The following is a 25,414-nucleotide window of genomic DNA, read 5'->3' as shown; positions in this document are numbered from 1 at the left end:
TTTATCAGTGCTTTTTAATAGATTTTCTCCATAACTTCTGAAATTATTCTCTACAATAATCAGAGTTACAGGGAGAAATACTTATGATTACAGCGCTTTACGCATCGATATTAGCTGCATTGATGATATGGCTATCGATACAGGTAATCAAGCAGCGTCGCAGTTCTAAGGTTGCTTATGCAGATGGCGGAGTGAGTGCCCTGCAGGTGGCTCGCAGTGCTCAAGGCAATGCGATGGACTATATCCCAATCACTTTGTTTTTAATGGCGATGGTTGAGTTTAACGGTGCTAGCCCTTGGATGATCCACTTGGCTGGGATTGTATTTGTGATTGGCAGGGTTATGCACGCTAAGGCGGTATTAGCTGAGAAGCTCAAAGGTCGAATTACCGGTATGAAGCTGACCTTTTTGGTGATGGCCGTGCTTATCATCCTTAACCTCGTTTATCTGCCATTTGGAAAATTATGGTAGTGCCTTTCAAAGTTCCACCAGCATGGTTGTTAGTTCTGGTAGGTCTTATTCTCAACATACTCGCAATAGTTATGTCGAGTGTGGTGTTGGATAGGTTGAGTGCACAGATCGCGGCGCTTTCAGAGCAGAAAGACGACAACCTCTATTCGATTCAACTCGCGTGGAACAGTGTCGAAACTTTGGAGCGTAAACGCGAAGCGATTTTGCTGCACCTCAGTCAGGTTGGCGAAAAAAAGATAGATGACGCCTTACAAACTGCGCTGCGAGGCCAACTCAGTGCTTGGTTAGGTGGAAGCGTTCCGCCGATCAGCCGCGAAAATCTGAGTCCATTAATGATGCAAATTAATCAGGCTCAAAAGAGCTATCGTAATCAAATAGATGAGTACTATTTGAAAAACCTTGGTCTTTCTGAAGTCATGGCAGAATTAAATGAAAAAATTGCTTGGTACAAAAACATCGGTTTGTTTTTACAAGTCTTTGGCCTGACTTTGATTCTGGCGCGAGACTTGGCCAGAAAACCCTGATTAAACAAAAGCGCCTCCATTATGGCCATCAATCCAGTGATATTTATCATCAAAATTCATAGACGGCTCCTAGGTCAAACAACTTGGGCTTTCACGGGATATTGAGCTAGTAAGGTCTCGGCTCTACATATATTACATTCTTACGGTGAATTTTTGTTTGTGTAGATATTTATAGATTGCAAAAAAGTACGAACGTGCTAAAAATAACAAGAGTGAATAAGTGAGAGCATGATGAGCAAAGGTAAAGTAACCCGAGACAATATCCTGAGTAAGGCATTTGAATTGGCGAGCGAGAACGGGTTGGAAAGCCTGACGATCGGTGAGTTGGCCAAGCAATGCGGTATGTCGAAAAGTGGTTTGTTTGCTCATTTTAACTCCAAAGATAACTTACAGATCGCGGTTTTGGAGCATGCGAATCTGATTTTTACCCAACGGGTGATTGCACCAGCGAGAGAGCAAAGCGCTCTTCGTCAGGAGCAAAAGATTCGTACTCTGCTGGATAATTGGCTTGGTTGGAATCATTCATTTCAGGGCAGCTGCATGTTTTTGGATGCATGGAAAGAGACCAATCCAGAAGCGAACCCAACGCAACAAGCATTGAAAAAAACCATCGCGACTTGGGTCGAGTACTTGAGAATTCAGGTCGCAAAAGGGGTAGAAAATGGTGAGTTTCGCCAAGATCTTGACCCGAAGCAGGCCACGTTTGAGTTGTATGGTTTGTATTTAAGTGCCCACTTGTTCTATTCGATTCACGGGGAGCAAGAGAGTTACCAACATTTCTGGCAAGGCGTTGAACGCATGATGACAAGCTGGAAATAAGCATTTAGCTGGCTGAGCCATTAGTCTGAATGAGAACTAGGTTCAGCCAATAATTTAACTAAAAATAGCACGGTCGTTCGTTTTTTTAGTGAGACGAACCCGAAAAAGGATAGCGACCATGAGTGAGAAGATTTATTTTAATACCTCGAACAAGTTTAGCGTTAAGAAGAGTTTGGTTAACCTGACGACACGCTTGCATCATACGTTGGCACCGAGTCATGCAAAGCAGACGGCTCGCAAATTGCTGCTGACGCCAGCGAGAACGAAACCAAAGAATGTTCAACCGGAAGGCTTAGTCATGGGCGAAGTTCAATCTAAAGAAGGGCCGCTTAAGACCTATCAACTCGGTCAAGGCCCGGTTTGGGTGCTCACTCATGGTTGGTCTGGTACAGCGAGCCAGTTCTTCCCATTGATGGAGCATATCGCTTCACAGGGCTATACCGCACTGGCGTATGATCATCCCGGGCATGGTGAAAGCGGCGGCTTATATGGGCATATTCCGGCGTTTGTACACGGTTTGGAGGCAATTCTTGATAGCGTTGATGAAGTGGCAGGTTTAGTGGGCCACAGTATGGGAACTGCTTCAGCAATTGAGTGCCATCATCAGAAACTGGTCGACAAGCCATTACTGCTTATCGCTCCGGTGTTGGATTACCTTGATAACCTGTTTGGCAGCGTCGCTCGCTCAGGCTACTCAATGCGTTTGTTTAGTGCGGTAGTCTCTGAAGTGGAGGAGCAATACCGCTACCCGATTCAGTCGATTGACCCCTACAACAAACTGAAATTACGCCAGTCGAAAACCATCATAGTGCATGACGAAGGGGATAAATTTACTAAGTTCTCTGTATCGCAGAAGGCGGCACAGGACATGGAAAATGTCACCTTGGTCGCGACTCAGGGACAAGGCCATGGCAGAGTAATGAAATGCCCTCAAGTTATGCAAAGTTTTGATGAATTGATTGCATAATAGACAAATTGGCTATAAATAAAACTCCATTTATTTCATTGTGTTAACAGGGTTAACCTCGTTTTTGATATGGTTAACAATTTCGAAATGAAAAATATTTCCTCATGAGCTTATGTGGGACCATTTGCATTGCCATCTGGCCCTCATGAGGAAATATAATAATGAATAGAAATGATAGTGTTCCATTGCCCACAAACACTCGGGAGTGGCTGTTAAACCGCAACAGCCTGATTGTTCTTGCTAATGTCGCCTTATTCGCGACCCTCTACTTTACACTGCCCTTCGAACCTCAGGTCGTTCTTGGTCTGAGCATGTTAACGTTTATCGCCATTCTCTGGCTCACTGAAGCGCTGCACGTAACTGTTACCGCTATTTTGGTGCCTGTTATGGCCGTTTTGTTTGGTGTGTTTGATACTCAAACCGCCTTAAATAATTTTGCCAATTCCATCATCTTTCTGTTTCTTGGTGGTTTTGCATTGGCTGCAGCGATGCACCGTCAGGGGTTAGATAAAGTCATTGCTGATAAAGTGCTGATCATCGCTAAAGGCAAGATGAGCGTTGCCGTATTTATGCTGTTTGGTGTGACTGCTGCGCTGTCAATGTGGATTAGTAATACCGCGACCACCGCGATGATGTTGCCGTTAGTGCTGGGTGTCTTGAGCAAAGTGAATTCCGAAAGTGGCCACAAAACTTATGTGTTTGTCCTGCTCGGGATCGCTTACAGCGCCAGTATCGGCGGTATCGCGACCATCGTTGGCAGCCCACCAAACGCCATTGCAGCAGCAGAAGTGGGGCTGAGCTTTACAGACTGGATGAGTTTTGGCCTGCCGACTGCCATCATCTTGCTGCCTATCGCTGTGGCTGTGTTGTTTATGGTGCTTAAGCCAGACCTGAAAGGTCAGTTTGAACTTAACAATGAACCAGTAAACTGGGACAAAGGCAAAATTGTCACCTTGGGTATTTTTGCTGTAACGGTTTGCCTGTGGATTTTCAGTAAGCCAATCAATGCGTTGATTGGCGGGTATGCTAAGTTCGATACGGTTGTCGCTTTGGGTGCGATTGTTGCGGTTAACTTTGCTCGCGTGGTGCATTGGAAAGATATCGAGAAGACGGCAGACTGGGGAGTGCTGTTGTTGTTTGGTGGTGGTATCTGCCTGAGCAACGTGCTTAAAGCAACCGGTACCAGCGTTTTCTTAGCCAACGGCTTGAGTGAGTTGATTTCACACCTAGGCATCTTCTTCATCGTTGCGGTGATCGCTGTATTTGTAGTCTTCCTGACCGAGTTTGCCAGTAACACCGCCAGTGCAGCGCTGCTTATCCCTGTATTTGCCAGCGTAGCGGAAGCATTTGGATTATCGCCAGTGGTGCTGTCTGTATTGATCGCCGTGGCGGCTTCTTGTGCCTTTATGTTGCCTGTTGCCACCCCGCCTAATGCCATTGTGTTTGGCTCCGGGCATGTTCAGCAAAGTGAAATGATGCGCGTCGGCCTGATCCTCAATATCGCATGTATTGTGGCACTTACCTTTATCGCTATGGCATTCTGGGCGTAACGCATAAGGGAGCTAAAGGCTCCCTTTACTGCACCTGATAAAGCTTTTCTTTAGCCTAATCTTCCCTTGGGGGGATCGGTTTTATTGACTTGGATAGTACAAATTATTGACCTAACCAGTAAATATTTTTGGGCTATACGCTGAAAGATAAATTGCTGAACTTTTGACCTTGCTCAAGGTCTACAATGGCGAAAAGTAGATGTGTTACCCATACTTAAGAGGTATAACCACGGAGAGCAAGTGATGAAAAACGAACTCGACCCGACCAAAATACTTCACGCGTACGAGACGGTGATGGCAAATGGGACGCCGACTGAATACGGCAAGATGTACGAAGGAGTAGAAGCCTTCTCGGACTACGATGGGTACAGTGTGTATCTGCGTGGTAATGGCGTTGAGCTTAAGATTGGCTTCCACAATACTTATCATTTGGAATACGATCAGGAGCACTTGCGAGACACTTTCCTCAAGAAAGTCGCCACACTCGCGAAATAATGTCTTAGTTAAATGAAAGCCCCGAGGAATGGGGCTTTGTTTATTGTTAATCTTCTTCGGCCAAGCTGACCTCTTCAGAATAATCCTCACTGGCATCAGGCTTATTACGACCATTGAGGGTGTGGAAGCGCTTTCGACCACGTGCTAACTGCACGTACTTCAGCCAGACTCGCTCCAGTTTTGACTTCGCTTTACCTGGGTTTTCTATCACCTTAAGAAAATGCTTTTCTTCCGCATTTTCAGGTTCAAGTATCCCCATTTCCAAACCCTGCATGGTATCCCCATAAAGCATTAGGATTTCCTCTTCTGCAAGCGTAAAATCTCCAGACTTGGCAAAGCCGCGTGGAAATTTTGTGTTGTCATAAAAACGTTTTTTGCCGTGACGAAATAGAGTGTCAGACATTTTGGTAGCCTCTATAAACCTACTGGGTTGAACTAAAACGAAAAGTAGGCGTAAATTTAACAAAAGAAAAACAAAACCTTTTTATCGTTTCAATTAAACACTTTTATGAACGTTAGGTAACAGTTTGTTTAATGGGAAAATAAGTGAAATCCATTATGGTTAGCCTTTATCGCCCTTAACTGAGGTATTTCGATGGACGTCAAAGTCTTTAAAACATTTTTAGAACTGGCCAATGTACGTCACTTCGGACGTGCGGCCGAGAACCTGTACATCACACAGGCGGCAGTGAGTGCACGCATTAAACAGTTAGAAAACTATTTTGATACCCAGCTGTTTATTCGCGATCGAAACAACATTAAATTAACGTCATCGGGTGAGCGTCTGGTGAGTTATGCAGACGTCATGGTAACGACACTGCAGCAAGCAAAGTTAGAACTATCACTGGAAAATGGAAAAGCATTACAACTGACGATGGGCGGGACGCCAAATATTTGGGATGCCTATTTGCAGAACTGCTTGAGCATTGTGACAGACTCTTTCGGTGGTTACGGCTTTATCGCTGAAGTGATGGGACGCGAAGCTCTCAATCGCAGCTTGCAAGAAAGAACCCTTGATATGGCATTTGCATTTGACCAGATAAAAGCAGATGAGCTGCATTGTAAAAAGGTGGCTGATATCGTTTTGGTATTGGTGTCAACGGAGGAACATACATTACAAAGTGTATTTGAGGATAAATATGCTTATGTTGATTGGGGAACCAAGTTTGCGTCAGAGCACGCTGAGCGACATCCTAAAATTCCTGCGCCTTATCTAAGAACATCAACAGCACGTATTGCAATGGATTTCATCCTTGAAAAGGGAGGAAGTGCTTACTTACCTGTATCGTTAGTTGAGCCGTTTATTACAAGTGGTCAGCTATATAAAGTAGCGGGTGTTGAGGATTGGCACCGACCTATCTACTTAAGTTATCGCAAGGCGAGTTCATCCGTAGAAGCGATCAGACAGGTTGAGGAGTTAGTCAAAGATATCGACCCTATAACAGCCTACTCTTTACAGCAAATGGCTGACTTGCCACTTGATGAATAATAAACAAGGCCTCGGTATACCGAGGCCTTTACCTTTATAGACTCGTTGCAAAGTGAGGATTTACAAATCCATCAAGCTTTCAATCGACTCTTCAACTGATAGGTTGTGATAAGAACGTATGGTTTGGCCATCGGTTGCATCAATCAAAATATTGTTGATGCTGGATGCACCGTGTTGTTCGATCACGTTGAGGCTTTGCTCGACGCTATCATACGTAAGGGTGAGATTATCTTTTAGCACTATTGTGCATGTGTGCAGGTTCATAGCCAACTTCCTTATTATTTATTTGATCTGCAAATCTAACTCTAGAAGATTTTAAACTGATAGTAAATTCGATTAACTTCCGAAAATGGCTAGTATTAAATTGTGAGCCAATTAGACTCTTGTTAAGGGTTTGAAAGATAGTAGGAATGAGAGTGTGAATGGACTTCCATCAATAACACTGCAAGAGTGTCAAAGTGCTCGTCAGGCAAGGGATGCGCGCTTTGATGGACGCTTTTATGTTGCAGTCAAAACGACAGGCATTTTCTGTCGTCCTATCTGCCCAGCAAATCTGCCCAAAGAAGAAAATGTCGAGTATTTTGTAGAGAAGGCACAAGCGCTTCAAGCGGGTTATAGACCTTGTTTGCGCTGCCGCCCTGACAGCGCGCCTAGTTCTTGGGCATGGAAAGGGGTAGAGACTACTTTTCTTCGGGCGTTGAAAATGATTGAGCATGGTGAACTGCAAAATCACAGCCTGAGTGAATTGGCGGGGCGGCTTGGTATCAGCGATCGTTACTTGAGGCAGCTTTTCCAAGACCACCTTGGAATGGCGCCTAAGCAATACGCGCTATACCATCAATTGATGTTCGCCAAGCAACTGCTTCACTCCAGCTCTATGTCTGTCACAGATATTGCTTTTGCAAGTGGTTTTAAAAGTGTGCGGCGATTTAATGATGCATTTAAGCAGGTCATTAAACTAACGCCCACACAAGTGAGAAAAGAGCAAACGGTGATGCCAGTGGAAAATAGTTATATCGATTTGGCTTTCAAAGGCCCTTTGGATTGGCAGCATATGTTGGATTTTTACCGTATGAGAGCCATTGAAGGCTTAGAGCGGGTGAGTCATGAAAGCTACCAGAGAAAATTTGATCTCGAAGGTACGAGAGGCTGGTTTTCGATTCGGTATCATAAGCCCGGAGTTATGCGGGTCGAATTTGAGTTATCTGATACCCGTCGCTTGAAGGCGTTAGTTAACCAGTTACGCAGAATGTTTGACTTAGATACGGATATTTTAACTATAGAACAAAAACTGAACTCGATTAGCCCTAACTTGATAATACGGAGTGGAATTCGTATTCCGGGAGTTTGGAGCACTTGGGAAGGTGGAATCAGGGCGATTCTCGGCCAACAGGTATCGATCAAGGCTGCGATTGGGCAGTTGAATTTGCTGGTTAAAACCTTACAGCCTGAAGAGGTGACGCATTTTCCTACTCCACAAGAAGTCGCCTTAGCGGACCTTTCTTTTTTGCGTATGCCGCACAGTCGTAAAGAAACATTAGCGAGCTTTGCACAGTTTATGGTTGAACAACCACAAGCAAACTTAGAACAATGGCTGGATGTCAAAGGGATTGGGCCATGGACAGTCAACTATGCGAGGCTAAGAGGAGAATCAGAGGCCAACTGCTTCCTTGATGGAGACTTAGTCGTGAAAAAAGCCCTGAATCAATTTCCTGAACTGAACGTTGAAAGTGTATCTCCATGGGGGAGTTACGCCACATTCCATTGCTGGAGCCACGCATGAACAAAAGCTACACCACTTTTAAGACGCCATTAGGACAAATGACTCTTCAGGCGAATGAGCAAGGTTTGTTGGGCGCTTGGTTTGAGACTCAGACCACACAACCTGAAGAGTTAGGCAAAAACGATAAAGATCATCCTATACTTATTAAAGCAATCAAACAGTTACAAGAGTATTTTTCCGGTAGTCGTAAGGAATTTGAGCTACCATTAGCAGCAGAAGGGACTATATTTCAGCAACAGGTGTGGGAAGCATTAACCACAATACCGTTTGGTGAAACATGGAGTTATCAGCAGCTTGCCGATGCGATAGGCAACCCAAAAGCGGTTAGGGCCGTGGGGTTGGCAAACGGCAAGAACCCTATTTCGGTGATTGTGCCTTGCCATAGAGTGATAGGTAAAAGTGGTAAGTTAACGGGCTACGCGGGCGGGCTGGAAAGGAAAGCAGCATTGTTGAAAATAGAGCATTGGGAACCTGAGGAATGCGGTTAAAACAAGGAATAGTCTCCTTGCTAGCAATGTTCATGCTGCAAGGATGTTTTGAAGAAAAACTTGAACGAATGATCAATCAGCAAACCTATGAGTTTGAAGGAGTATATGAAAATTTATACTCACAAGATTTGCTGTTGTTCAAAGATGCAATGGTCACCATTAGTCGTGTGGGGGCTCCAGAAATTACGAAACCTTTCTCAGTCGAGGATAATTTTCTCACTATTACGATGCGTAATAGCTCAAAGGAAAAGAGAGACGATATCGTTATGCGTATCCATGGGGATAAAGAAGCATTAACGTGCAGTGTATGTGCGAAGTATCAATTGGCGAGTGTCTGGCAGCGCCGGTTGGATTGATCGTTAAGGTAAAACCCCAGAAGGGCAGCATATTAGCTGCCCTTCTTTGGTAAACACTATCGTTAAAAGAGTGCTGAGTTGAGCATGAGGTGCAGCGCGATACTTGCAGCATAACCAATACCTATTACGGGAGCCCATTTGAGGTGACCAAAGAAAGTATACTTACCATGTGCGGCGCCCATCAGAGCGACACCCGCAGCAGAACCAATCGAGAGTAAGCTACCACCGACACCCGCAGTTAGGGTTACCAGTAACCAGTTGCCCATTGACATTTCTGGCTCCATGGTTAAAACAGCGAACATGACGGGAATATTATCGACGATGGCAGACAGGATCCCGACCATGACGTTGGCCCAAATTGGATCCCATTGGCTGTACATGACTTCTGACACTAGGCCTAAATAACCGAGTAAACTTAATCCTCCAACACACATGACGACACCATAGAAGAAAAGTAACGTATCCCACTCTGCATGAGATACTCTTCTGAATACATCAAATGGTACAACAGACCCCAGTCTTTTTAAGGCAAGATCATCTCGGTTTGCAATCGCAAGTGCGGCTTTTTTATGCAGAGAAGCTTTGAGTGTTTTACGTAGGAAGAAGCCAAAGAATTGAAGGTAGGCTAAGCCCATCATCATCCCAATCACTGGTGGGAAGTGCAGTACGGCGTGGAAAGCGACAGCGGTGGCAATAGTTAGAATGAATAATCCCACAATTCGGCGTGCCCCGCGTTTAAGTTCTACGTGCTGGTGGACAACATCCGGTGTGGTGCTCGGCACAAACATCGACATAATAATCGCAGGCACGAGATAATTAGCAACGGAAGGTAAGAATAAGGGCATAAACTCAGAGAAAGAAACATAGCCGGCTTGCCACACCATCAATGTCGTAATGTCTCCAAATGGACTAAATGCTCCACCAGCATTGGCAGCGATAACGATATTGATACACGCTAGGTTGATGAACTTGGGGTTATTACCCGCGACTTTCATGACCACAGCGCACATCAATAAAGCTGTTGTGAGGTTATCGGCAATGGGGGAAATAAAAAATGCCAGAATACCTGTTAGCCAGAATAGCGACTTGTAATTAAAGCCTTTTCCGACCATCCAAGCTTGCAGTGCGTCAAACAGCCGCCTCTCTTCCATAGCGCTGATATAGGTCATGGCGACGAGTAGGAAGAGCAACAGTTCAGCGTATTCCAATAGGTTATGTTCGAGGGCTGATTTGGCAACTTCGATTTGCCCGTGTTGCGAGTACACATAGCCAATCATGGCCCATATTAAACCAGCGGCAAGTAGGACAGGTTTAGATTTCCTCAATGACAGGTATTCTTCTAACATCACCAATGCATATGCACAGGTGAAAATCAGAATAGCCACATAGCCAATGGTTGATTGAGTTAATGGTAAGGGTTCATGTGTGTTGTTGGCTGCAAAAGTCGAAAAGGGAAGCAATAAAAGGGCGACAAAAGCGGACCACTGCAATTTCATACTTTCATTCCTTGAAAAGAAGTGCGTTGTTATGGTGGCTCTATTCTAAAGAGGTTTTGATTATTGGTATGTGAGATAGGTTTGATCTGCTTGAATTATCGCCAGTTTCTCTCAAAAAGGCACTCTAGCCATTGAGTTGGCAAAGCTCTTGGAGCCCCTCAACACGTATGTTGAGGGGGATTAGTATTTACTTTTGAACTACGACTAACTGATACACAGCAGCGCCTTCATAGTAGCCTCCGCTTTTCGGACGCAGCGGTGTAGCCATCAACAAACTTGTGTTAATACCAAACCAGCCTGCCAAGTAATTTTCAGGATCATTGAATTCATCATTAAGGTCATAAATGTTACCTTTACTGTCCCAAAGTACCGGTCTTAGGAATAAGTCGTCCCCATCTGGGAAGTTGGATGAAGTTGCCCCTGCAATGTAGTCATTCTCTAGAACATGAGTGGTTCTTGTTCCACCATAGGTCGACTCTTCCATAGGCAGTCTTTGCTGTGAGCTGATGCTATATCTCCAAGGGCTCGCATAGCTGACACGATCAACGCCTGCAATAAGACCGGAGTTGTTTACTGCGGTTGCGAGTGTGCCCCAAGGGTAATCACTCTGCTCGAGTATGATTTGGTTTTTTTGACCTTTTTTATCCCAGTAAGTGGCGGTTTCATTGTTGATTTCATCGCTATAACTACTACCAACCACTGTGCCTTTGTTGTTATTATCAGTGGCTTCAGAAATGACATTCTCAGACGCATTTTCTAGGATCTCTAAACCTGATTTCTTATCCCAACGCCAAGCCAGTGTGGCACGCTCCCCTGCTGGACCAGGAAAGACTGCTGTTCCTACAAGCTGCCCATTCTCGTTGATATTAATGTTATCCTGCCCCATTTGTTGCGCTGACCCCAGTTCATTTTCTTCAATAAACTGTTGGATTGGTAGATCAACTTCATCTTGTAAACTTTGGATGTCGCCTTTGTTTGTCCAAATTGCAGAGTAGCAAGAGTTGGCATCACAGACTTTAGCGGTGGCGTCACCATTATTGTTAATATCCTTTGGATCTGAGCTAATGATGTCTTCTGTAATAAGCCATTCGACGCCTTTACTTTCACTCCAGCGATACATCGCTCGTGAGGAAAAGTCAGGTAAATCTGGCCAAGTGGAATTTGGGTCTACAAAACCAATAACCTGATTACTCTCACTCACGACTTTTGGGAAGTCGGGAATATCTGCGACTTTTTTAAATTCAAAAGAGATGCGATTTGGTTCTGTCGTTTGAACCTGATAATTCGCCATAGCGAATGAAGAGATAAAAGGTGCAATAGCGATAGCAACACCGAGCATTTTCATTGTGTTCTTCCTTGTGTTTTATATGAACTTCATTGGTTAGTTAACCTCCATCATCGTTAAATACTCATGTTTGTTTCTCAAATATTAAATTATGATTAATGTTTTGTTGCGTACATTCTTATTTATAATTAATGATTGCTTAATCAAATATAATTTTTGAATGCCTTGCCTTTACTGGACTCTCAACCATGTACAGGCGTTTCTACTTTTAGTCTATAAAAAGCAGTGAGTTTTATGGATTTTATCTTGGCTTATTTTCTTTTATCTTTGTAACTTAAGTTGAATTTTTATCTGTTATTTTTGGGTTAAAATTCAATTTCAGGTTTCCGTCATTGGTGATATTTACAATTGTTATTAATTCTCATTTGCATGTTTGTTAAAGTAAGCGGAATTCCTATCAATTTTAATTGAGATACAGCATGACGACAGGCAAATCCATAGAACAGCCTTCTAACGCGTTTAGTCGGATAAGCAAGGTACTGTCGTTTATTCATCAGCACATCAGTGAACCGCTATCACTGGATGATATTGCCCGCCAAAGCTGTTGGTCACGCTGGCAACTGCAGCGCGTATTTCAGACAGAAACAGGCATGGCTGTGGCCACTTATGTTCGAGAGCTCAAACTCAGTCAGGCAGCTGAAAGGTTGATAGACACTTCTGATAGGGTGATTGATATCGCTCTGGAGCTTGGCTTTAGCTCAGAAATCAGCTTCAGTCGCTCGTTCAAGCAAGTGTTTGGCCTCAGTCCCAGAGCTTATCGTAAACAAGGTCTCAGAACGGGGTTACGTAAACCCATTCAGGTCTCTCAACGCACGGCTGAAGAGGCCTGTCCTCTTTTCGTTGAAGTGAAAGTGGAATTCAAAAGTGAGTTTTTCCTAAAAGGGCTTCATGGTGAAATTAATGGCTTATTCGCAATCAATCCTGACTTTCAGCAAAAAGTCCCTGCACTGTGGCGCCGGTTAGAGCAAACCATCCCAGACGAAACTGAGCGGCAGCTTGCTTTGACAGGCGTCATTGATGTCACCCAAAGCCATTTTGACGGCAGTAATATGGAATATTGGGCAGGGGTGGAGTTAACCGATGACCTGCTTCTGCCTCAATTGCCTTCTGTCATCTCTTCTGAACTGAGCACCTTGGTGGTGCCCGCACAAACGTACGCGGTTGTTAAACATTGTGGCCCGGTGGTGCATTTGCCAAAAACGCTGGAGTGGTTTCTGCTTAATTGGCTACCTAATTCTGGCTATCGCGGCATAGATGGTTATGAACTCGAATGCTATCCCGCCAATTACAATCAACATGATACCGATGCAGTTATGGAATATTGGATTCCTGTTGAACGCTTGTCTCAATGATCAAATGAACGACCTACTGATAGTTAACTAAATTATTTCGCGTAAGATGCACCAAATTGTTAACTTTCCTGTTTCTCAGGTTTGTAGAATGCAAATGAGATTTATTCTTGATAAGAAAGCATTGGTACTTGAGGGACACATGACAACTCCAAAAAATTTTAAGCGCTCAACACTTACTTTAGCGCTGCTTACCGCCTTTTCAGCCCCCATAATGGCTGCGGATGAAGTCAGTCAAGATACAACTGAACTAGAAACCATCACTGTGATGGGCAAAGCCTATCGCAATACGGCAACCAAAACATCGTTAGAACCTGAAGAAACACCACAAAGTATCTCGATTATTGAAGGAGAGCAGCTTGAACAGCGTGGTGTCACTTCTATCAATCAAGCATTGCGATACGTACCGGGTGTCGCGACTGAGAACCGAGGTAGCTCGGTAACCATGTTTGATGATTTCACCATACGTGGTTTCCAGACAAAAAACCTCAATTACTATGACGGTCTGTCGATGCTCCACCTAACAGGCTGGAACTTGCAACCTCAGGTAGATCCTATCGCGCTCCAGCAAGTGGAGATCTTTAAAGGTCCCACCTCTGTACTGTATGGTGCGATGCCTCCTGGTGGTATGGTCAATATGATAGCCAAAACACCTCAAGAAGAAGCGTCAACCAAAGTGGGTGTTGCCACCGGTTCAAGAAATCTGATGCGAGCCTCGATTGATACGACAGGTCAAATTGGTGACAGTGACTTTTCATATCGCTTAATTGCGCTGGCACGTAAACAAGACAGCCAAGTTGATAATGCCGAAGAAGAGCGTTATGTGTTGGCTCCGAGCTTGGATTGGCAGGCAACAGACAAAACTTTGGTTAACTTTAATGTTTACTATCAGAATGACCCTTCAATGGGCATTAACTCTTCTATGCCATTAGAGGTGTTAGAAAAGAGCGCTCCTTCCGTGTCGATGGGGGATGTGAACTGGAGTAAGCTTGAACGTGAAGTTTTAATGGTGGGTTATAAAATCAACCACGAATTCAATTCAAACTGGACGTTGCTACAAAACGCTCGTTTCATTGATGCAAGTTTGTATCAAGAGAACACCTACCACACAGCGGGACTGAATTCTGATGGAACGCTCACTCGCACTCCTTACTCGACAGATGAAGAGCTAAAAGGGTTTGTTATTGATAATCAAGTGTCTGGTATCGTTGACATAGCGGGCATTGAAAATAATCTGTTATTTGGCATTGATTACCAGTCTATGGACGGGAACACGGTTTATTCCGAGTATGGTGTTGATGCTTCAAGTGGGTTCGGGAAGTTTGAACCGCTCAATCCAAACAATAATTTGTTGGATCGAGATGATCTGACTAAAACAAGTGAATATTTAGATGATAGCGAATCGAAACAGCTAGGTATTTACTTCCAAGATCAGGTTCGACTTGATCAACTGGTACTGATTGGTGGTGGTCGCTTCGATCAGTATGAATCAGAAAGCGTGTACTACTCGACAAAGTCTGATCACAATCATTTCACGTATCGTGTCGGTGTGCTGTATGAGTTAGAGAATGGCCTGTCACCGTTTGCAAGCTACGCGACCAGTTTTGAACCTGCGCCCGGTGTAGATAAAAACAATAGAGCTTTTGACCCTGAAACGGGCGAACAAGTGGAAGTGGGTGTGAAATACATGTCAGCGGATATGTTCAAAACAGCAACGGCCTCATTGTTCCATATCACCAAGAAGAACATGTTGATGACGGATCCAAGCAACGTATATGGTCCTCGTATTCAAGTCGGTGAAGCGGTGTCTCAAGGAATAGAGTTAGAAGGCCGTTGGTTTGCATCCGAGAGTCTAGATATTGCAGCATCCTATACCTATCTTGATATGGAAATTACCAAAGACTCAGGCAATGACCTAGAAGGTAACACGCCAATCTACGTACCAGAGCACAGTGCGAATATCTGGGCCAACTACAAGGTGTTTACTGGTCTACTTGCGGGTACTCGTATCAGTGGCGGTGCCCGTTATGTGGGAGAAATGGAAATGAATGCGGCCAACACTCAGGGCAAAGTTCCATCGTACACTGCGGTAGATATGTCAGTTGGGTATGATTTAGGTCATGCAAGTGAATCCTTGGCTGGAGCAACGGCGAACTTAATCGTGAACAACGTATTTGATAAAGAATACTACTCTTGCTACAACCAATATAACTGTTGGTTTGGTGCAGAGCAGTCTGTTGAAGTGAACGTCAAATACGAGTTCTAATGACCATTATTTAGTCTTAATGGTTCACTCCTACCACTAAAGTTGCTTTTAGCAAATGGTACCGAGTTTGGCGCATAGTAAGCGGCTCTGACTTAGGTCGCTTTTTCCTCATCAAGTTCTAAGTTCTGTCGCTACTTCAAAGGCTTGAAGAGGCATTTAATCAATCCTTGTCTATACTGAACCTGAATACTGATAAATAGTATGAATGGCTAAAAAGAATAGGTAAGGGGGCTCTATGCGCAAGGCAACACGGTTCAGCATTTTGGTTATTGGAGTGGTGTTAGCCAGTACGGTTTATGCGCTACCCGTGCCGGAAGGTGACCCTATACTTTGGGTCTCTGGAGATATAACTCAGTCCAATACTGCTGATGGTGTGGAATTTGATTCTGCAATGATAAAGCAACTTGAGCATGGGGTGATTAAGACCAGTAACCATGTTGTGTCTAATGTTGTTGAATACCAAGGGCCAACATTGAGCGCCTTACTGGATTATGTCGGAGCGCAAGGCTCGACAGTAAAAGTGATAGCTTGGGATGAATACGTTGTCAGTATTCCAGTATCAGACATCAAGAAGTATGGTGTCTTGCTCGCGACACACGAAGATGGTACTAAAATGACCATTGATGACAAAGGCCCATTTTTTGTTGTTTTTCCCTTCACCGACCATCCCGAAATACAAACGGATCTGTTTTACAGTTTATCCGTGTGGCAGGTTCGAGAGATTGTTATTGAGTGACCCATATGGAGAGGTTTTGGAATAGAGGGCGCCATTTTGTTGTGGTTGTTGCAGCGCTGTGCGCTGTGCTTATCGTGGTTATCGGCTACGTTTTCTATTCTGTTTCAGAGATCAAAAACATTGCCTCTGAACCTTATGTCACCATCATTAACAACAACATCTCTGCTAAAACAAAGCTATTATTTGTCAAATCTGAAGTACTGTCTTTCTCGGCACTAAAAAATAAGAAAAGCCTGTCAAAGCTCAAGTTTACATCCAGAGTTTATAAGTCGAGTATCCTACAGGATCTTCTCGCGGAGAGAACACAGAGAGTGCATGCCAAGTTTGGTAACTTAGAGGAACTTCAGCAAGTCATTGCTGAGATTACATCTGTCTTTGATGCTATCGACAAACTAACGCAGGCAAGCGGCGAGGGTACGGATCAAGTCGTGGAACAAATTGATAGTACCTATTCACGCTTGAACATTTACCTAGCAGATTTTGTTGCTGAGGTACAACGTCAGCAGATTGAGTTTCTCGATTTCAAAGAGTCTTTCTATAACAAACAATATGTCTACTTAGGCATCATTTTCTTATGCTCTATGCTGATAATTGGTGTTATTTCTAGGATGTATTTGAGTCAGACTCAGCTAGCTAAAGATTTAGAGGAAAGAACCAAGGTTATGGAAGAAGCGAAGCGCAATGCTGAGCAGAGTTCTATGGCTAAAGCACGATTTCTTGCCAACATGTCACATGAAATGCGCACTCCCTTGAATGCGATTATCGGTTTGAGTCAGAAAGAATACTACCAAGCTTCTGATGAGCAAACCCAACACTTTCTCTCAATGATTAATAGCTCGGGAGAGCACCTCCTCAAGCTGATTAATAACGTTCTAGACCTGAGCAAGATAGAGCAAGGGAAGTCCAAGCTAGAAAGCGATGAGTTCTTTATTAGTGAACTGATAGATGTGTCCAAAACGGTATTCATTAACTTCGATAAGCAGCAAGGTGTGGATGTATTTTTCTCAGCATTTTCAGAGCGAAACTACAAAATAAGGTCGGATAAAACCAAGCTTGTACAAATCATCAACAACCTCGGCTACAACGCGCTCAAGTTTACGGAGTCAGGCCATGTTGATATTCAAATATCCCTTAATTCGCAAGCTGAGAAATTGAATATTGTTGTCAGAGATACTGGGATTGGTATGAACCAAGAGCAGTTAGACAAAGTGTTTCAAGAGTTTACTCAAGCTGATGACTCTATTACCCGAAAGTACGGAGGCACGGGGCTTGGGTTGCCAATATGCCAGTCCCTAGTTTCTTTATTAGGGGGGGAAATCAGTGTAGAGAGTTCGTTAGGGAAAGGCAGTGAGTTTAAGGTGGAAATCCCCGTTGATGTCATTGAGTCAACTCCGCTATTAGAAGATAACCGAGCAACGGGGACAGTGAGAGTGATTGCGGATAACGATGATGCGGCTGATTTTATTATCGAAGAGTTAAATAGGGCAGGGTTGTACGATCCTCAAGGGTCGACGGTGTTGTGTTATCTGAGCTCAAATGACACGCTGGAAACAACATTGAAGCACACAAATTGCCCTGATGACGCAAAGCTTATTGTGTATGGCAACATTGATGTAACGCTGCCCACGAGAAAAAACATGACCCTATTAAGTAAACCTTATGACTTGTTCAGTTTGCTTCATAGTCTCCCTGTACTTGATCAAGCGGATTTGCTACCACAAAAGAATACGATACCTGAGGAAAATGCTTCGGGGGTATCCGTCATGTTGGTTGAAGATATTCGCATGAACCAAATTGTTGCTCAAAAAATGTTGGCGACCTTACAAGCCGATGTGACTACCGTTAATAACGGCCAAGAGTGCATCGATTTATTGAGCCGAGAGCGGTTTGACATAATATTCATGGACATACAAATGCCGATAATGGATGGGTTAGAAGCTCTTAAACAGATAAAGCAGGATAACCTGGCTCCAGACACTGCGATTATTGCTTTGACCGCCAATACATTTGATAGTGATGTACAAAACTATTTAGAGCAAGGGTTTGATAATGTGCTTTCTAAACCATTTAAGTTGGAGTGGTTGAAGGGGATGTTAGAGAGATACGCATAAGGAATGGTAAGCGCCTCTGTGGCACAGAGGCGCTAAAGGCTAACTAGCGAACTTTTTTGCGTCGATACGTCCCTCTGCGTCATAGGCTTTCTCGCCATAGATGTACGTCTTAGAAACAGTGCGGTCATCGCCAAGGCTCATCAGCACAAACAGCTTCTCTTCCAAGGTTTTGGCCTGCTCCATTCGGAAACGCATCAGTTGAGTTGCATGTAAATCCAGCACGACAAAGTCCGCTTCTTTACCCATTTCAAGGTTACCAATTTTGTCTTCAAGGTGGAGTGAACGTGCGCCGCCCAGTGTTGCTAAGAACAGGGATTTCAATGGATGCAGTTTCTCCTGTTGAAGCTGCATGATCTTATACGCTTCACTCATTGTCTCAAGAATCGAGAAGCTGGTACCAGCGCCGACATCGGTGCCCATACCGACGCGAACCCCATGTTCTTCCAGTTTAGGTAGTTTGAACAGACCAGAACCAAGGAACAGATTCGATGTTGGACAGAAGGCAATTGCCGATTCAGTTTCTGCCAAACGCTGACATTCACAATCAGAGAGATGAATGCCGTGAGCAAACACAGAGCGCTTATGCAGCAGTCCGTAATGGTCGTAGACATCCAGATAAGAGTCGCGCTCTGGGAACAGCTCAAGTACCCATTCAATCTCTTTCTTGTTCTCTGAAAGGTGGGTATGCATGTACACATCTGGATATTCTTCCAGAAGTTTACCTACAGTCGCCAGCTGTTCCGGTGTGCTGGTTGGAGCGAAACGGGGCGTAACCGCATAAAGCAGTCGGCCTTTGTTGTGCCATTTTTCAATCAGCTCTTTAGACGCTTCATAACCAGATTCTGGCGTATCGGTCAGGTAGTGTGGTGCGTTGCGATCCATTAGGACTTTCCCTGCGATCATACGCAAGTTGCGGCGCTCTGCCTCTTCAAAGAACACGTCGACCGACTCTTTATGTACCGTACCAAACACGAGTGCTGTGGTGGTGCCGTTACTCGCTAGCTCATTGAAGAATAGCTTCGCGACTTTATGCGCGTAAACCGGATTTTTGAAACGCCTTTCTTCTGGAAAGGTGTAGTTTTCTAACCAGTCGAGCAGTTGCTCACCGTAGGAGGCGATCATGCCTGTTTGCGGATAATGAATATGGGTGTCAATAAAACCTGATGTGATCAGCTTGTCTTCATATTCGGTGATGTTGAGGTTCTTTGGTTGCCTTTTAAGCACCTCTTCTGTCTCACCGATATCGACGACGTGGCCGTCTTCTACCACGAGAAGACCGTCGTCGAAAAACTGATACGAGTTTTCCAGTCCGACGTCTTTTGGGTCAGCAATACTGTGCAGAAGGCTTGCACGATAAGCTTTACGTTGAGTTGTCATGTTTACTTCCTTTAAAGGCCCTCTTTGGGGCTAGGCGATTTTCTCTTCCAATGATGAATCGCTCAGTTGTTCTTCTTTACTGTGTGGCGTAGGGCGTTTTTCTTCAAGCGAAATTCCCTGATAGTGTGCGATTAATTCACCCGCAACCGATACCGCAATTTCAGCAGGATGTTTTCCATTCACCATACTGATTCCAATTGGGCAAATCATCGTATTTATTTGTTGCTGGTTATAGCCGCGCTGCGCCAAACGCATGTCGAATTTTTTACGTTTGGTCAGCGAACCTATCATGCCGAAATACGCGCTGTCGTCGCGATCGATGATGGCTTTTGCCAACTCAAAATCGAGTTGATGATTGTGCGTCATGACCAGATAGTAGCTATTTGGTGACATGTCGCGTACTTCAGCGACAGGATCATCGCTCACCAACTTGGTTACGTTGCGAGGGATCTCGTCAGGGAATACGTCTTCACGCTCATCAATCCAAGTGACACGGAAAGGGAGCGTCGAGACGATATGTAAAAGGGCTTTGGCAACATGGCCAGCACCGAATACCACTAGATGTTTTTGCGCGGTGCCAATTGGCTCGAAGCTCAGTGTTGCCATTCCGCCACAACACTGACCTAAGCGAGCCCCGAGATTAAAGCGCTCTACTTTCAGTGAACGTTCACCCGCGAGCAGCATTTCACGCGCCATTTTGGTGGCGATGTGCTCCAGATGACCACCACCAATGGTGGCAATCAAACGGTCGCGAGTGACCAACATTTTTGTGCCCGCATCCCGTGGCACTGAGCCACGGTCTTCCAATACGGTCACCATCACGCAAGGTTCACTGTTTTTCTCTAGCTGTGCCAGTTCATGAATCCAATTGTCCTTAAACATACGTCTCTCCTTGAACGGTAACCCCTTGAATAACCGCTTAAACCTCTTGCGTGTTCTGTTTTGCCACTTGTTGTTGCGTTTGCGTTACCTCATTGATTGCCATCAACACACGCTCTGGTGTTGCTGGCGTATCTAATTTAGGTATAGCACCTTCAACGGCAACTGAGGCAATGGCATCTTTCAGTGCACTCCACACTGACATGCCGAGCATGAATGGCGGCTCACCGACAGCTTTGGAGTTAAACACGGTATCTTCTGGGTTGGCTCGATTTTCCAGAAGGTGAGTGTGGAACTCGATAGGCATATCGGCGATCGCCGGAATCTTGTAGCTGGCAGGCCCGTTGGTCATCAGACGACCTTGTTCGTTCCAGATCAGCTCTTCTGTGGTCAGCCAGCCTACACCTTGCAGGAAGCCACCCTCGACCTGACCAATATCAATTGCTGGGTTAAGAGAAGCCCCTACATCGTGCAGAATGTCTGCGCGCAGAATTTTGTATTCGCCTGTCAGGGTATCCACAATGACTTCTGAACAAGAGGCACCGTACGCGAAGTAGTAGAACGGACGGCCACGCGCTTTTTCATGGTCATAGTAGATTTTTGGTGTGCGGTAGAAACCAGTGCTCGATAGCGATACTTGGTTGAAATAGGCCAGCTGAACAAAGGCTTCGAAGGTCAGAATTTCTTCACGAATCATGACCATACCGTTTTTAAACACCACTTCTTCTGCTGACACTTTGTAGTGACTGGCTGCGAAGTCGATCAGACGCTGTTTAATGGTCAGTGCGGCGTTCTGGGCGGCCTTACCGTTGAGGTCGGCGCCCGATGAGGCCGCGGTTGGTGATGTGTTCGGTACTTTGTCTGTGTTGGTAGCGGTGATTTGGATACGTTCAACATCTACTTGGAACTCCTCAGCAACGATTTGCGCCACCTTGATGTTCAGACCCTGACCCATTTCCGTACCACCGTGATTCAAATGAATACTGCCATCGGTGTAAATATGGATGAGCGCACCAGCCTGATTCAGGAAAGTCGCAGTGAAAGAAATACCAAATTTCACTGGTGTGATCGCCAGACCTTTCTTAAGGATCGGGCTTTGCTTGTTGAACTCAGCGATGGCTTTACGACGGGCGTGATAGTCACTACTTTGTTCAAGTTGCTCAGTGATTTCTGGCAGGAAGTTATCTTCAACTGTCTGGTAGTAATGAGTGACGTTACGCCCCTCACCACCGTAGTAATTCGCTTTACGGACTTCGAGTGGATCTTTACCCAGATAGCGGGCAATTTCATCCATGATATGCTCAATGGTCATCATCCCCTGCGGGCCACCAAATCCACGGTAAGCCGTATTCGACGCCGTGTTGGTTTTGCAGCGGTGACCTGTCACTGTAGCATCACCCAGATAATACGCGTTGTCTGAGTGGAACATGGCACGGTCGACAATCGAGCTCGACAGATCCGGAGAGTAACCACAGTTACCCGCTACGATGATGTCAGCCCCTTCAATGACGCCATCATCGTTAAATCCTATTTTGTACTGGTTATAAAATGGGTGACGCTTGCCCGTCATGGTCATGTCTTCCATGCGAGGTAGACGCATCTTAGTTGGGCGTTTAGTTAGGTGCGCAATGACTGCGGCCATACACGCCGGCGCTGCTGCTTGCGTTTCTTTACCCCCGAAACCGCCGCCCATACGACGCATATCGATCACGACTTTGTGCATCGAAACCCCAAGTACTTCGGCGACCAGCTTTTGTACTTCAGTTGGGTTTTGTGTCGAGGTATAAACGATCATGCCACCATCTTCGGTTGGCATCACGCTGCTGACCTGAGTCTCAAGGTAGAAGTGTTCCTGACCACCAATCTCCAGATCGCCTTCAATCACGTGTTTTGCTTTGGCGAGTGCCGCTGCTGAGTCACCGCGTTTTTGCTGGTGGCTTTCAGTAACAAACAGCTCTTTCTCAAGCGCTTCTTTTACGTCGAGTACTGGTGGTAGGGCTTCGTACTCAACAATGGCGGCTTGCGCGGCTTTGCGTGCCGTTTCCATATCATCCGCGGCAACGGCAAGTACGGGCTGACCGTAGTATTGAACCAGACCGTCAGCAAGCAGAGGATCACCCGGTAGAATGGCACCGATATCCAACTGGCCCGGTACGTCTTCGTGGGTGATGGCAATCGCAACACCCTCAAATTCGTAACACGGCGAGACGTCCAACTTGGTGATTTTTGCGTGAGCTTGCGTACTCAGACGTGCATACACGTGCAACTGGTTAGGGAATTCTAAGCGGTCATCAATGTAAACCGCTTCACCTGTGACCTGCTTCGGAGCGCTGTCGTGTTTTACGCTTTTACCAACGCCGGTTTTCAGATCCTGCTTTACGATGGCGACCATCTCTTCTTGAGTCATGGTCTGATGATGTGCGTTAGACATAAGACGTTACCCTTGTTTCGATCTGGTTGTTGTGATGAGTCTGCTCGATGTAGAAGCGACGCAGCATGTTCGCTGCTGTCATTGAGCGGTACTCTTTGCTGGCACGGAAGTCGCTCAGTGGCTCAAAATCGTTATGGATTTTAGCCATCGCGGCATCAATGGTTGCTTGTGTCCATTCTTTTCCTAATAGCGCATTTTCACAGTGCGTTGCACGTTTTGGCGTTGCCGCCATACCACCGAAAGCGATGCGGGCATTGATGACTTTATTATCTTCAATCTCAATATTGAATGCGCCACAAACCGCAGAAATATCATCGTCTAGACGCTTGGAAAGCTTGTAAGCACGGAAGGTTTCGTTCGCTTTTGATTTAGGAATAATCACTTGCTCGATAAATTCACTTTCCTGCTGAGCGGTGACTTTATAGCTGATGAAGTAGTCTTCAATCGGCAAGATTCTGGTCTGCTTACCACGGCGCAATTTCACTTGTGCATTCAGTGCAATCAAAAGCGGCGGCGCATCACCGATAGGGGAGGCGTTACCAATGTTGCCACCCAATGTGCCCTGATTACGGACTTGAAGAGAAGCAAAGCGATGCAGCAGCTCACCAAAATCAGAGAAATGTTGAGTCAGAAGTTGGTAGGCATCGCTGATCGCAACGTTAGCACCAATGTGTAGAGCATCGTCACTTTCTTCACACACTTTCATGTCTTCAACCAGATTTACGCTGATCAACGTTTCAATCTCGCGGTGGAATTGAGTGACTTCAAGAGCCAAATCAGTACCGCCAGCAACCAGCTTGGCCTTTGGATTTGCAGTGTAAATTTGAGCCAGTTCGTCAATGCTACGAGGGATATAGGCTGTTAGGTTGCCTTGGCTCAGACTGGCGGGTTGCCCTTGAAGAACTTCTAGTCGAGCAATGGTCTCTTTTTCCAGCTCAACAAACTGGTCCATCAAAGGTTTATCAGAAGCCAGAGACAAAGCGGCGTCAACAATAGGGCGGTATCCGGTACAGCGACATAAGTTACCCGCCAGAGACTCCATGACATCTTCCTTGTTCGCCGCAGGTTTGTTCTTGCTCAGAGCAAACATCGACATGATAAAACCTGGAGTACAGTAACCACATTGAGAACCGTGGAAATCGACCATCGCCTGCTGAGTCGGATGAAGCTTGTTTTTGTTCTGCAAGTCTTCAACGGTAATCAGCTGCTTACCATGTAGTGCGGATACGAACGTCAGACAGGAATTCACCGAGCGATACTGAAGTTGGCCTTCGATCACTTCGCCTAGTACTACGGTACAGGCACCACAGTCACCTGAGCCACAGCCTTCTTTAGTACCTGTTTTTTGTACATGTGTTCTCAGGTACTGCAGCACTGTCATATTTGGTGACAGCTCACTCTCTTGTCTGAGTTCTTGATTGAGTAGGAAAGTAATCAAGAGACCTCCTTGTGCATTGACACTATTGTTCCAATAATAATTTTCTGACCTTTGGGTCAATAATTGGATAATTTGACTGTAAGGTCAACTTTAATTTTACAATATTGCAACATTAGATGACCGGTAAAGGTGTCATTAACAAGAGTGGTGGCAAAGTAAGTCTATGAATTTAATGATGTTAAAGTTTATTTTGACGTAAAAAATTTTAACGTAAAGAAATTTAATATTGTATTTTATTTTGTGTACAATCTTGATGGTGAGAAACAAAAAGTCCGGCAAGGCGCCGGACTTAGATAATGCAAAATTAGCTGCTTATTTGTTCTTCAATAGATCCGAAAAGACGACATGTAGGTCGTTTGAAGCAGCATTACTATCAAGGTTTAGCTTGGAACGGATATGAGATAAGTGCTCTTCCATCAGGCTGATAGCTTGCTCAGTATCGCCAGATTCAATCGTATCTAGCAACTGGGTATGCTCGTCCTGAGAGCAGTTTGAATGGTTGCCAGTTTCATACTGGGCAATCAGCAGTGATGTTTGCGACACTAAGCTTCTCTGGAATGCGAGCAATGGGGCGTTGTTTGCCATCTCAGCCAGCTTAATGTGGAACTCCCCAGATAGTCGAAGTCCTTTACCGTAATCACCGTTATCGAAAGCCTCGTTTTCTTTTTCTACCAAGCGTCGGCACTCTTCTATCTTCGCGCTGGTGGCATGTTCAACGGCAAGCTCAATAATGGCAAGCTCCATGACTTCACGCGCTTTGATGATTTGTTTTGCTTCTTCTTTGGTCGGTGCAGACACCATCGCACCGCGATTCGGCCTGATACTGACCACCTGTTCCATCGACAATCGGAGCAAGGCTCGGCGTATGATGGTTCGACTCACGCTGAAGATCTCTGCTAAAGCTTCTTCATTCAGTTTGGTTGCTGGTGGCAACCGTTGCTCAAGTATCGCATCGAAGATGTGGCAATAGACCACGTCATCCTGCGTTTGACCGGCGACTTTTGTTTTAATGTTTTTCGCCACAGAATTTTTTAGATTTGCCATA

The 25,414-nt window shown here is 45.1% G+C and carries 23 protein-coding genes; 14 read left to right on the top strand and 9 right to left on the bottom strand.

Features of this window, described 5'->3' with window-relative positions:
- Positions 1-83 precede the first annotated feature (83 nt).
- From L1D15_RS06235 to L1D15_RS06210, 6 genes are all read left to right on the top strand, one after another.
- Positions 84-470: an MAPEG family protein gene (locus tag L1D15_RS06235; protein WP_239875024.1), complete on the top strand. Its 387-nt coding sequence runs from the start codon at positions 84-86 to the stop codon at positions 468-470.
- Positions 470-994 carry a DNA mismatch repair protein gene (locus L1D15_RS06230; RefSeq protein ID WP_239869642.1) on the top strand — a complete coding sequence of 175 codons (525 nt, stop codon included), beginning with the start codon at positions 470-472 and terminating at the stop codon, positions 992-994. The genes L1D15_RS06235 and L1D15_RS06230 overlap by 1 nt, the downstream gene beginning before the upstream one ends.
- A 231-nt stretch (positions 995-1,225) precedes the next feature.
- Positions 1,226-1,813: a TetR/AcrR family transcriptional regulator gene (locus L1D15_RS06225; protein WP_239869644.1), complete on the top strand. Its 588-nt coding sequence runs from the start codon at positions 1,226-1,228 to the stop codon at positions 1,811-1,813.
- A gap of 118 nt (positions 1,814-1,931) precedes the next feature.
- Complete coding sequence (locus L1D15_RS06220) at positions 1,932-2,780, top strand: alpha/beta hydrolase (protein WP_239869451.1); 849 nt, start codon at positions 1,932-1,934, stop codon at positions 2,778-2,780.
- Between the two features lie 161 nt (positions 2,781-2,941).
- On the top strand, positions 2,942-4,330 hold the full coding sequence (locus L1D15_RS06215) for a DASS family sodium-coupled anion symporter (protein WP_239875023.1): 1,389 nt from the start codon (positions 2,942-2,944) through the stop codon (positions 4,328-4,330).
- A 243-nt stretch (positions 4,331-4,573) separates the two neighbouring features.
- The gene (locus tag L1D15_RS06210; protein WP_019277322.1) at positions 4,574-4,825 is read left to right on the top strand and encodes a DUF3081 domain-containing protein; all 252 of its coding nucleotides are present in this window, start codon (positions 4,574-4,576) and stop codon (positions 4,823-4,825) included.
- 46 nt (positions 4,826-4,871) lie between these two features.
- Here L1D15_RS06210 and L1D15_RS06205 read toward each other — a convergent pair whose 3' ends face one another.
- Complete coding sequence (locus tag L1D15_RS06205) at positions 4,872-5,228, bottom strand: DUF413 domain-containing protein (RefSeq protein WP_239875022.1); 357 nt, start codon at positions 5,226-5,228, stop codon at positions 4,872-4,874.
- Positions 5,229-5,420: 192 nt separating this feature from the next.
- Here L1D15_RS06205 and L1D15_RS06200 point away from each other — a divergent pair, with 192 nt between their 5' ends.
- Entirely contained in the window at positions 5,421-6,314 is an 894-nt protein-coding gene (locus tag L1D15_RS06200) for a LysR family transcriptional regulator (RefSeq protein ID WP_239869469.1), read from the top strand.
- Positions 6,315-6,374: 60 nt separating this feature from the next.
- Here L1D15_RS06200 and L1D15_RS06195 read toward each other — a convergent pair whose 3' ends face one another.
- Entirely contained in the window at positions 6,375-6,578 is a 204-nt protein-coding gene (locus L1D15_RS06195; RefSeq protein ID WP_239835774.1) for a hypothetical protein, read from the bottom strand.
- A 154-nt stretch (positions 6,579-6,732) separates the two neighbouring features.
- Between L1D15_RS06195 and L1D15_RS06190 the strand changes: the two genes are divergently transcribed.
- The 3 genes from L1D15_RS06190 to L1D15_RS06180 are packed head-to-tail and all read left to right on the top strand — an operon-like array spanning position 6,733 to position 8,941.
- A complete protein-coding gene (locus L1D15_RS06190) occupies positions 6,733-8,097 on the top strand; it encodes an AlkA N-terminal domain-containing protein (RefSeq protein ID WP_239875021.1) in 1,365 nt (454 codons plus the stop codon).
- Positions 8,094-8,585, top strand: coding sequence for a methylated-DNA--[protein]-cysteine S-methyltransferase (locus L1D15_RS06185; RefSeq protein ID WP_239869479.1), 492 nt, complete (start codon positions 8,094-8,096; stop codon positions 8,583-8,585). Before L1D15_RS06190 ends, L1D15_RS06185 begins: the two co-directional genes overlap by 4 nt.
- Positions 8,576-8,941: a hypothetical protein gene (locus L1D15_RS06180; protein ID WP_239835777.1), complete on the top strand. Its 366-nt coding sequence runs from the start codon at positions 8,576-8,578 to the stop codon at positions 8,939-8,941. The genes L1D15_RS06185 and L1D15_RS06180 overlap by 10 nt, the downstream gene beginning before the upstream one ends.
- 62 nt (positions 8,942-9,003) lie before the next feature.
- Here the strand turns inward: L1D15_RS06180 and nhaD are convergent, their stop codons facing one another.
- On the bottom strand, positions 9,004-10,437 hold the full coding sequence (gene nhaD / locus L1D15_RS06175) for a sodium:proton antiporter NhaD (RefSeq protein ID WP_239875020.1): 1,434 nt from the start codon (positions 10,435-10,437) through the stop codon (positions 9,004-9,006).
- Between the two features lie 187 nt (positions 10,438-10,624).
- On the bottom strand, positions 10,625-11,782 hold the full coding sequence (locus L1D15_RS06170; protein ID WP_239875019.1) for a hypothetical protein: 1,158 nt from the start codon (positions 11,780-11,782) through the stop codon (positions 10,625-10,627).
- A 419-nt stretch (positions 11,783-12,201) separates the two neighbouring features.
- Here L1D15_RS06170 and L1D15_RS06165 point away from each other — a divergent pair, with 419 nt between their 5' ends.
- From L1D15_RS06165 to L1D15_RS06150, 4 genes are all read left to right on the top strand, one after another.
- Positions 12,202-13,134, top strand: coding sequence for an AraC family transcriptional regulator (locus L1D15_RS06165; RefSeq protein WP_239869503.1), 933 nt, complete (start codon positions 12,202-12,204; stop codon positions 13,132-13,134).
- Between the two features lie 139 nt (positions 13,135-13,273).
- Entirely contained in the window at positions 13,274-15,397 is a 2,124-nt protein-coding gene (locus L1D15_RS06160) for a TonB-dependent siderophore receptor (protein ID WP_239875133.1), read from the top strand.
- A gap of 235 nt (positions 15,398-15,632) precedes the next feature.
- Complete coding sequence (locus L1D15_RS06155) at positions 15,633-16,133, top strand: hypothetical protein (RefSeq protein ID WP_239875018.1); 501 nt, start codon at positions 15,633-15,635, stop codon at positions 16,131-16,133.
- Positions 16,134-16,138: 5 nt separating this feature from the next.
- Positions 16,139-18,244, top strand: coding sequence for an ATP-binding protein (locus tag L1D15_RS06150; RefSeq protein WP_239875017.1), 2,106 nt, complete (start codon positions 16,139-16,141; stop codon positions 18,242-18,244).
- A 39-nt stretch (positions 18,245-18,283) separates the two neighbouring features.
- Here L1D15_RS06150 and guaD read toward each other — a convergent pair whose 3' ends face one another.
- The 5 genes from guaD to L1D15_RS06125 form a co-directional block, all read right to left on the bottom strand.
- Positions 18,284-19,621 carry a guanine deaminase gene (gene guaD, locus L1D15_RS06145; protein WP_239875016.1) on the bottom strand — a complete coding sequence of 446 codons (1,338 nt, stop codon included), beginning with the start codon at positions 19,619-19,621 and terminating at the stop codon, positions 18,284-18,286.
- A gap of 30 nt (positions 19,622-19,651) precedes the next feature.
- Complete coding sequence (xdhC, locus tag L1D15_RS06140; protein WP_239875015.1) at positions 19,652-20,503, bottom strand: xanthine dehydrogenase accessory protein XdhC; 852 nt, start codon at positions 20,501-20,503, stop codon at positions 19,652-19,654.
- Between the two features lie 37 nt (positions 20,504-20,540).
- On the bottom strand, positions 20,541-22,931 hold the full coding sequence (gene xdhB, locus L1D15_RS06135; RefSeq protein WP_239875014.1) for a xanthine dehydrogenase molybdopterin binding subunit: 2,391 nt from the start codon (positions 22,929-22,931) through the stop codon (positions 20,541-20,543).
- Positions 22,924-24,369 carry a xanthine dehydrogenase small subunit gene (gene xdhA / locus L1D15_RS06130; RefSeq protein ID WP_275658288.1) on the bottom strand — a complete coding sequence of 482 codons (1,446 nt, stop codon included), beginning with the start codon at positions 24,367-24,369 and terminating at the stop codon, positions 22,924-22,926. Before xdhA ends, xdhB begins: the two co-directional genes overlap by 8 nt.
- 312 nt (positions 24,370-24,681) lie before the next feature.
- Complete coding sequence (locus L1D15_RS06125) at positions 24,682-25,413, bottom strand: GntR family transcriptional regulator (RefSeq protein ID WP_043009752.1); 732 nt, start codon at positions 25,411-25,413, stop codon at positions 24,682-24,684.
- Position 25,414: the final 1 nt, after the last annotated feature.

The sequence above is a fragment of the Vibrio sp. Isolate25 genome (assembly GCF_022398025.1).
GTDB classification, from domain to species: Bacteria; Pseudomonadota; Gammaproteobacteria; order Enterobacterales; family Vibrionaceae; genus Vibrio; species Vibrio coralliilyticus_A.
This window is presented reverse-complemented; position numbering and strand designations above follow the sequence as displayed.

Excerpts from the sequence above, each read along its gene's own strand:
- nhaD (WP_239875020.1), bottom strand. The coding sequence starts at position 10,437 with ATGAAATTGCAGTGGTCCGCTTTTGTCGCCCTTTTATTGCTTCCCTTT.
- L1D15_RS06185 (WP_239869479.1), top strand. The coding sequence starts at position 8,094 with ATGAACAAAAGCTACACCACTTTTAAGACGCCATTAGGACAAATGACT.
- L1D15_RS06195 (WP_239835774.1), bottom strand. The coding sequence starts at position 6,578 with ATGAACCTGCACACATGCACAATAGTGCTAAAAGATAATCTCACCCTT.
- L1D15_RS06125 (WP_043009752.1), bottom strand. The coding sequence starts at position 25,413 with ATGGCAAATCTAAAAAATTCTGTGGCGAAAAACATTAAAACAAAAGTC.
- L1D15_RS06225 (WP_239869644.1), top strand. The coding sequence starts at position 1,226 with ATGAGCAAAGGTAAAGTAACCCGAGACAATATCCTGAGTAAGGCATTT.
- L1D15_RS06215 (WP_239875023.1), top strand. The coding sequence starts at position 2,942 with ATGAATAGAAATGATAGTGTTCCATTGCCCACAAACACTCGGGAGTGG.
- L1D15_RS06160 (WP_239875133.1), top strand. The coding sequence starts at position 13,274 with ATGACAACTCCAAAAAATTTTAAGCGCTCAACACTTACTTTAGCGCTG.
- L1D15_RS06220 (WP_239869451.1), top strand. The coding sequence starts at position 1,932 with ATGAGTGAGAAGATTTATTTTAATACCTCGAACAAGTTTAGCGTTAAG.
- L1D15_RS06150 (WP_239875017.1), top strand. The coding sequence starts at position 16,139 with ATGGAGAGGTTTTGGAATAGAGGGCGCCATTTTGTTGTGGTTGTTGCA.
- guaD (WP_239875016.1), bottom strand. The coding sequence starts at position 19,621 with ATGACAACTCAACGTAAAGCTTATCGTGCAAGCCTTCTGCACAGTATT.
- L1D15_RS06210 (WP_019277322.1), top strand. The coding sequence starts at position 4,574 with ATGAAAAACGAACTCGACCCGACCAAAATACTTCACGCGTACGAGACG.
- L1D15_RS06200 (WP_239869469.1), top strand. The coding sequence starts at position 5,421 with ATGGACGTCAAAGTCTTTAAAACATTTTTAGAACTGGCCAATGTACGT.
- xdhB (WP_239875014.1), bottom strand. The coding sequence starts at position 22,931 with ATGTCTAACGCACATCATCAGACCATGACTCAAGAAGAGATGGTCGCC.
- L1D15_RS06180 (WP_239835777.1), top strand. The coding sequence starts at position 8,576 with ATGCGGTTAAAACAAGGAATAGTCTCCTTGCTAGCAATGTTCATGCTG.
- L1D15_RS06205 (WP_239875022.1), bottom strand. The coding sequence starts at position 5,228 with ATGTCTGACACTCTATTTCGTCACGGCAAAAAACGTTTTTATGACAAC.
- xdhC (WP_239875015.1), bottom strand. The coding sequence starts at position 20,503 with ATGTTTAAGGACAATTGGATTCATGAACTGGCACAGCTAGAGAAAAAC.
- L1D15_RS06170 (WP_239875019.1), bottom strand. The coding sequence starts at position 11,782 with ATGAAAATGCTCGGTGTTGCTATCGCTATTGCACCTTTTATCTCTTCA.
- L1D15_RS06155 (WP_239875018.1), top strand. The coding sequence starts at position 15,633 with ATGCGCAAGGCAACACGGTTCAGCATTTTGGTTATTGGAGTGGTGTTA.
- L1D15_RS06165 (WP_239869503.1), top strand. The coding sequence starts at position 12,202 with ATGACGACAGGCAAATCCATAGAACAGCCTTCTAACGCGTTTAGTCGG.
- L1D15_RS06235 (WP_239875024.1), top strand. The coding sequence starts at position 84 with ATGATTACAGCGCTTTACGCATCGATATTAGCTGCATTGATGATATGG.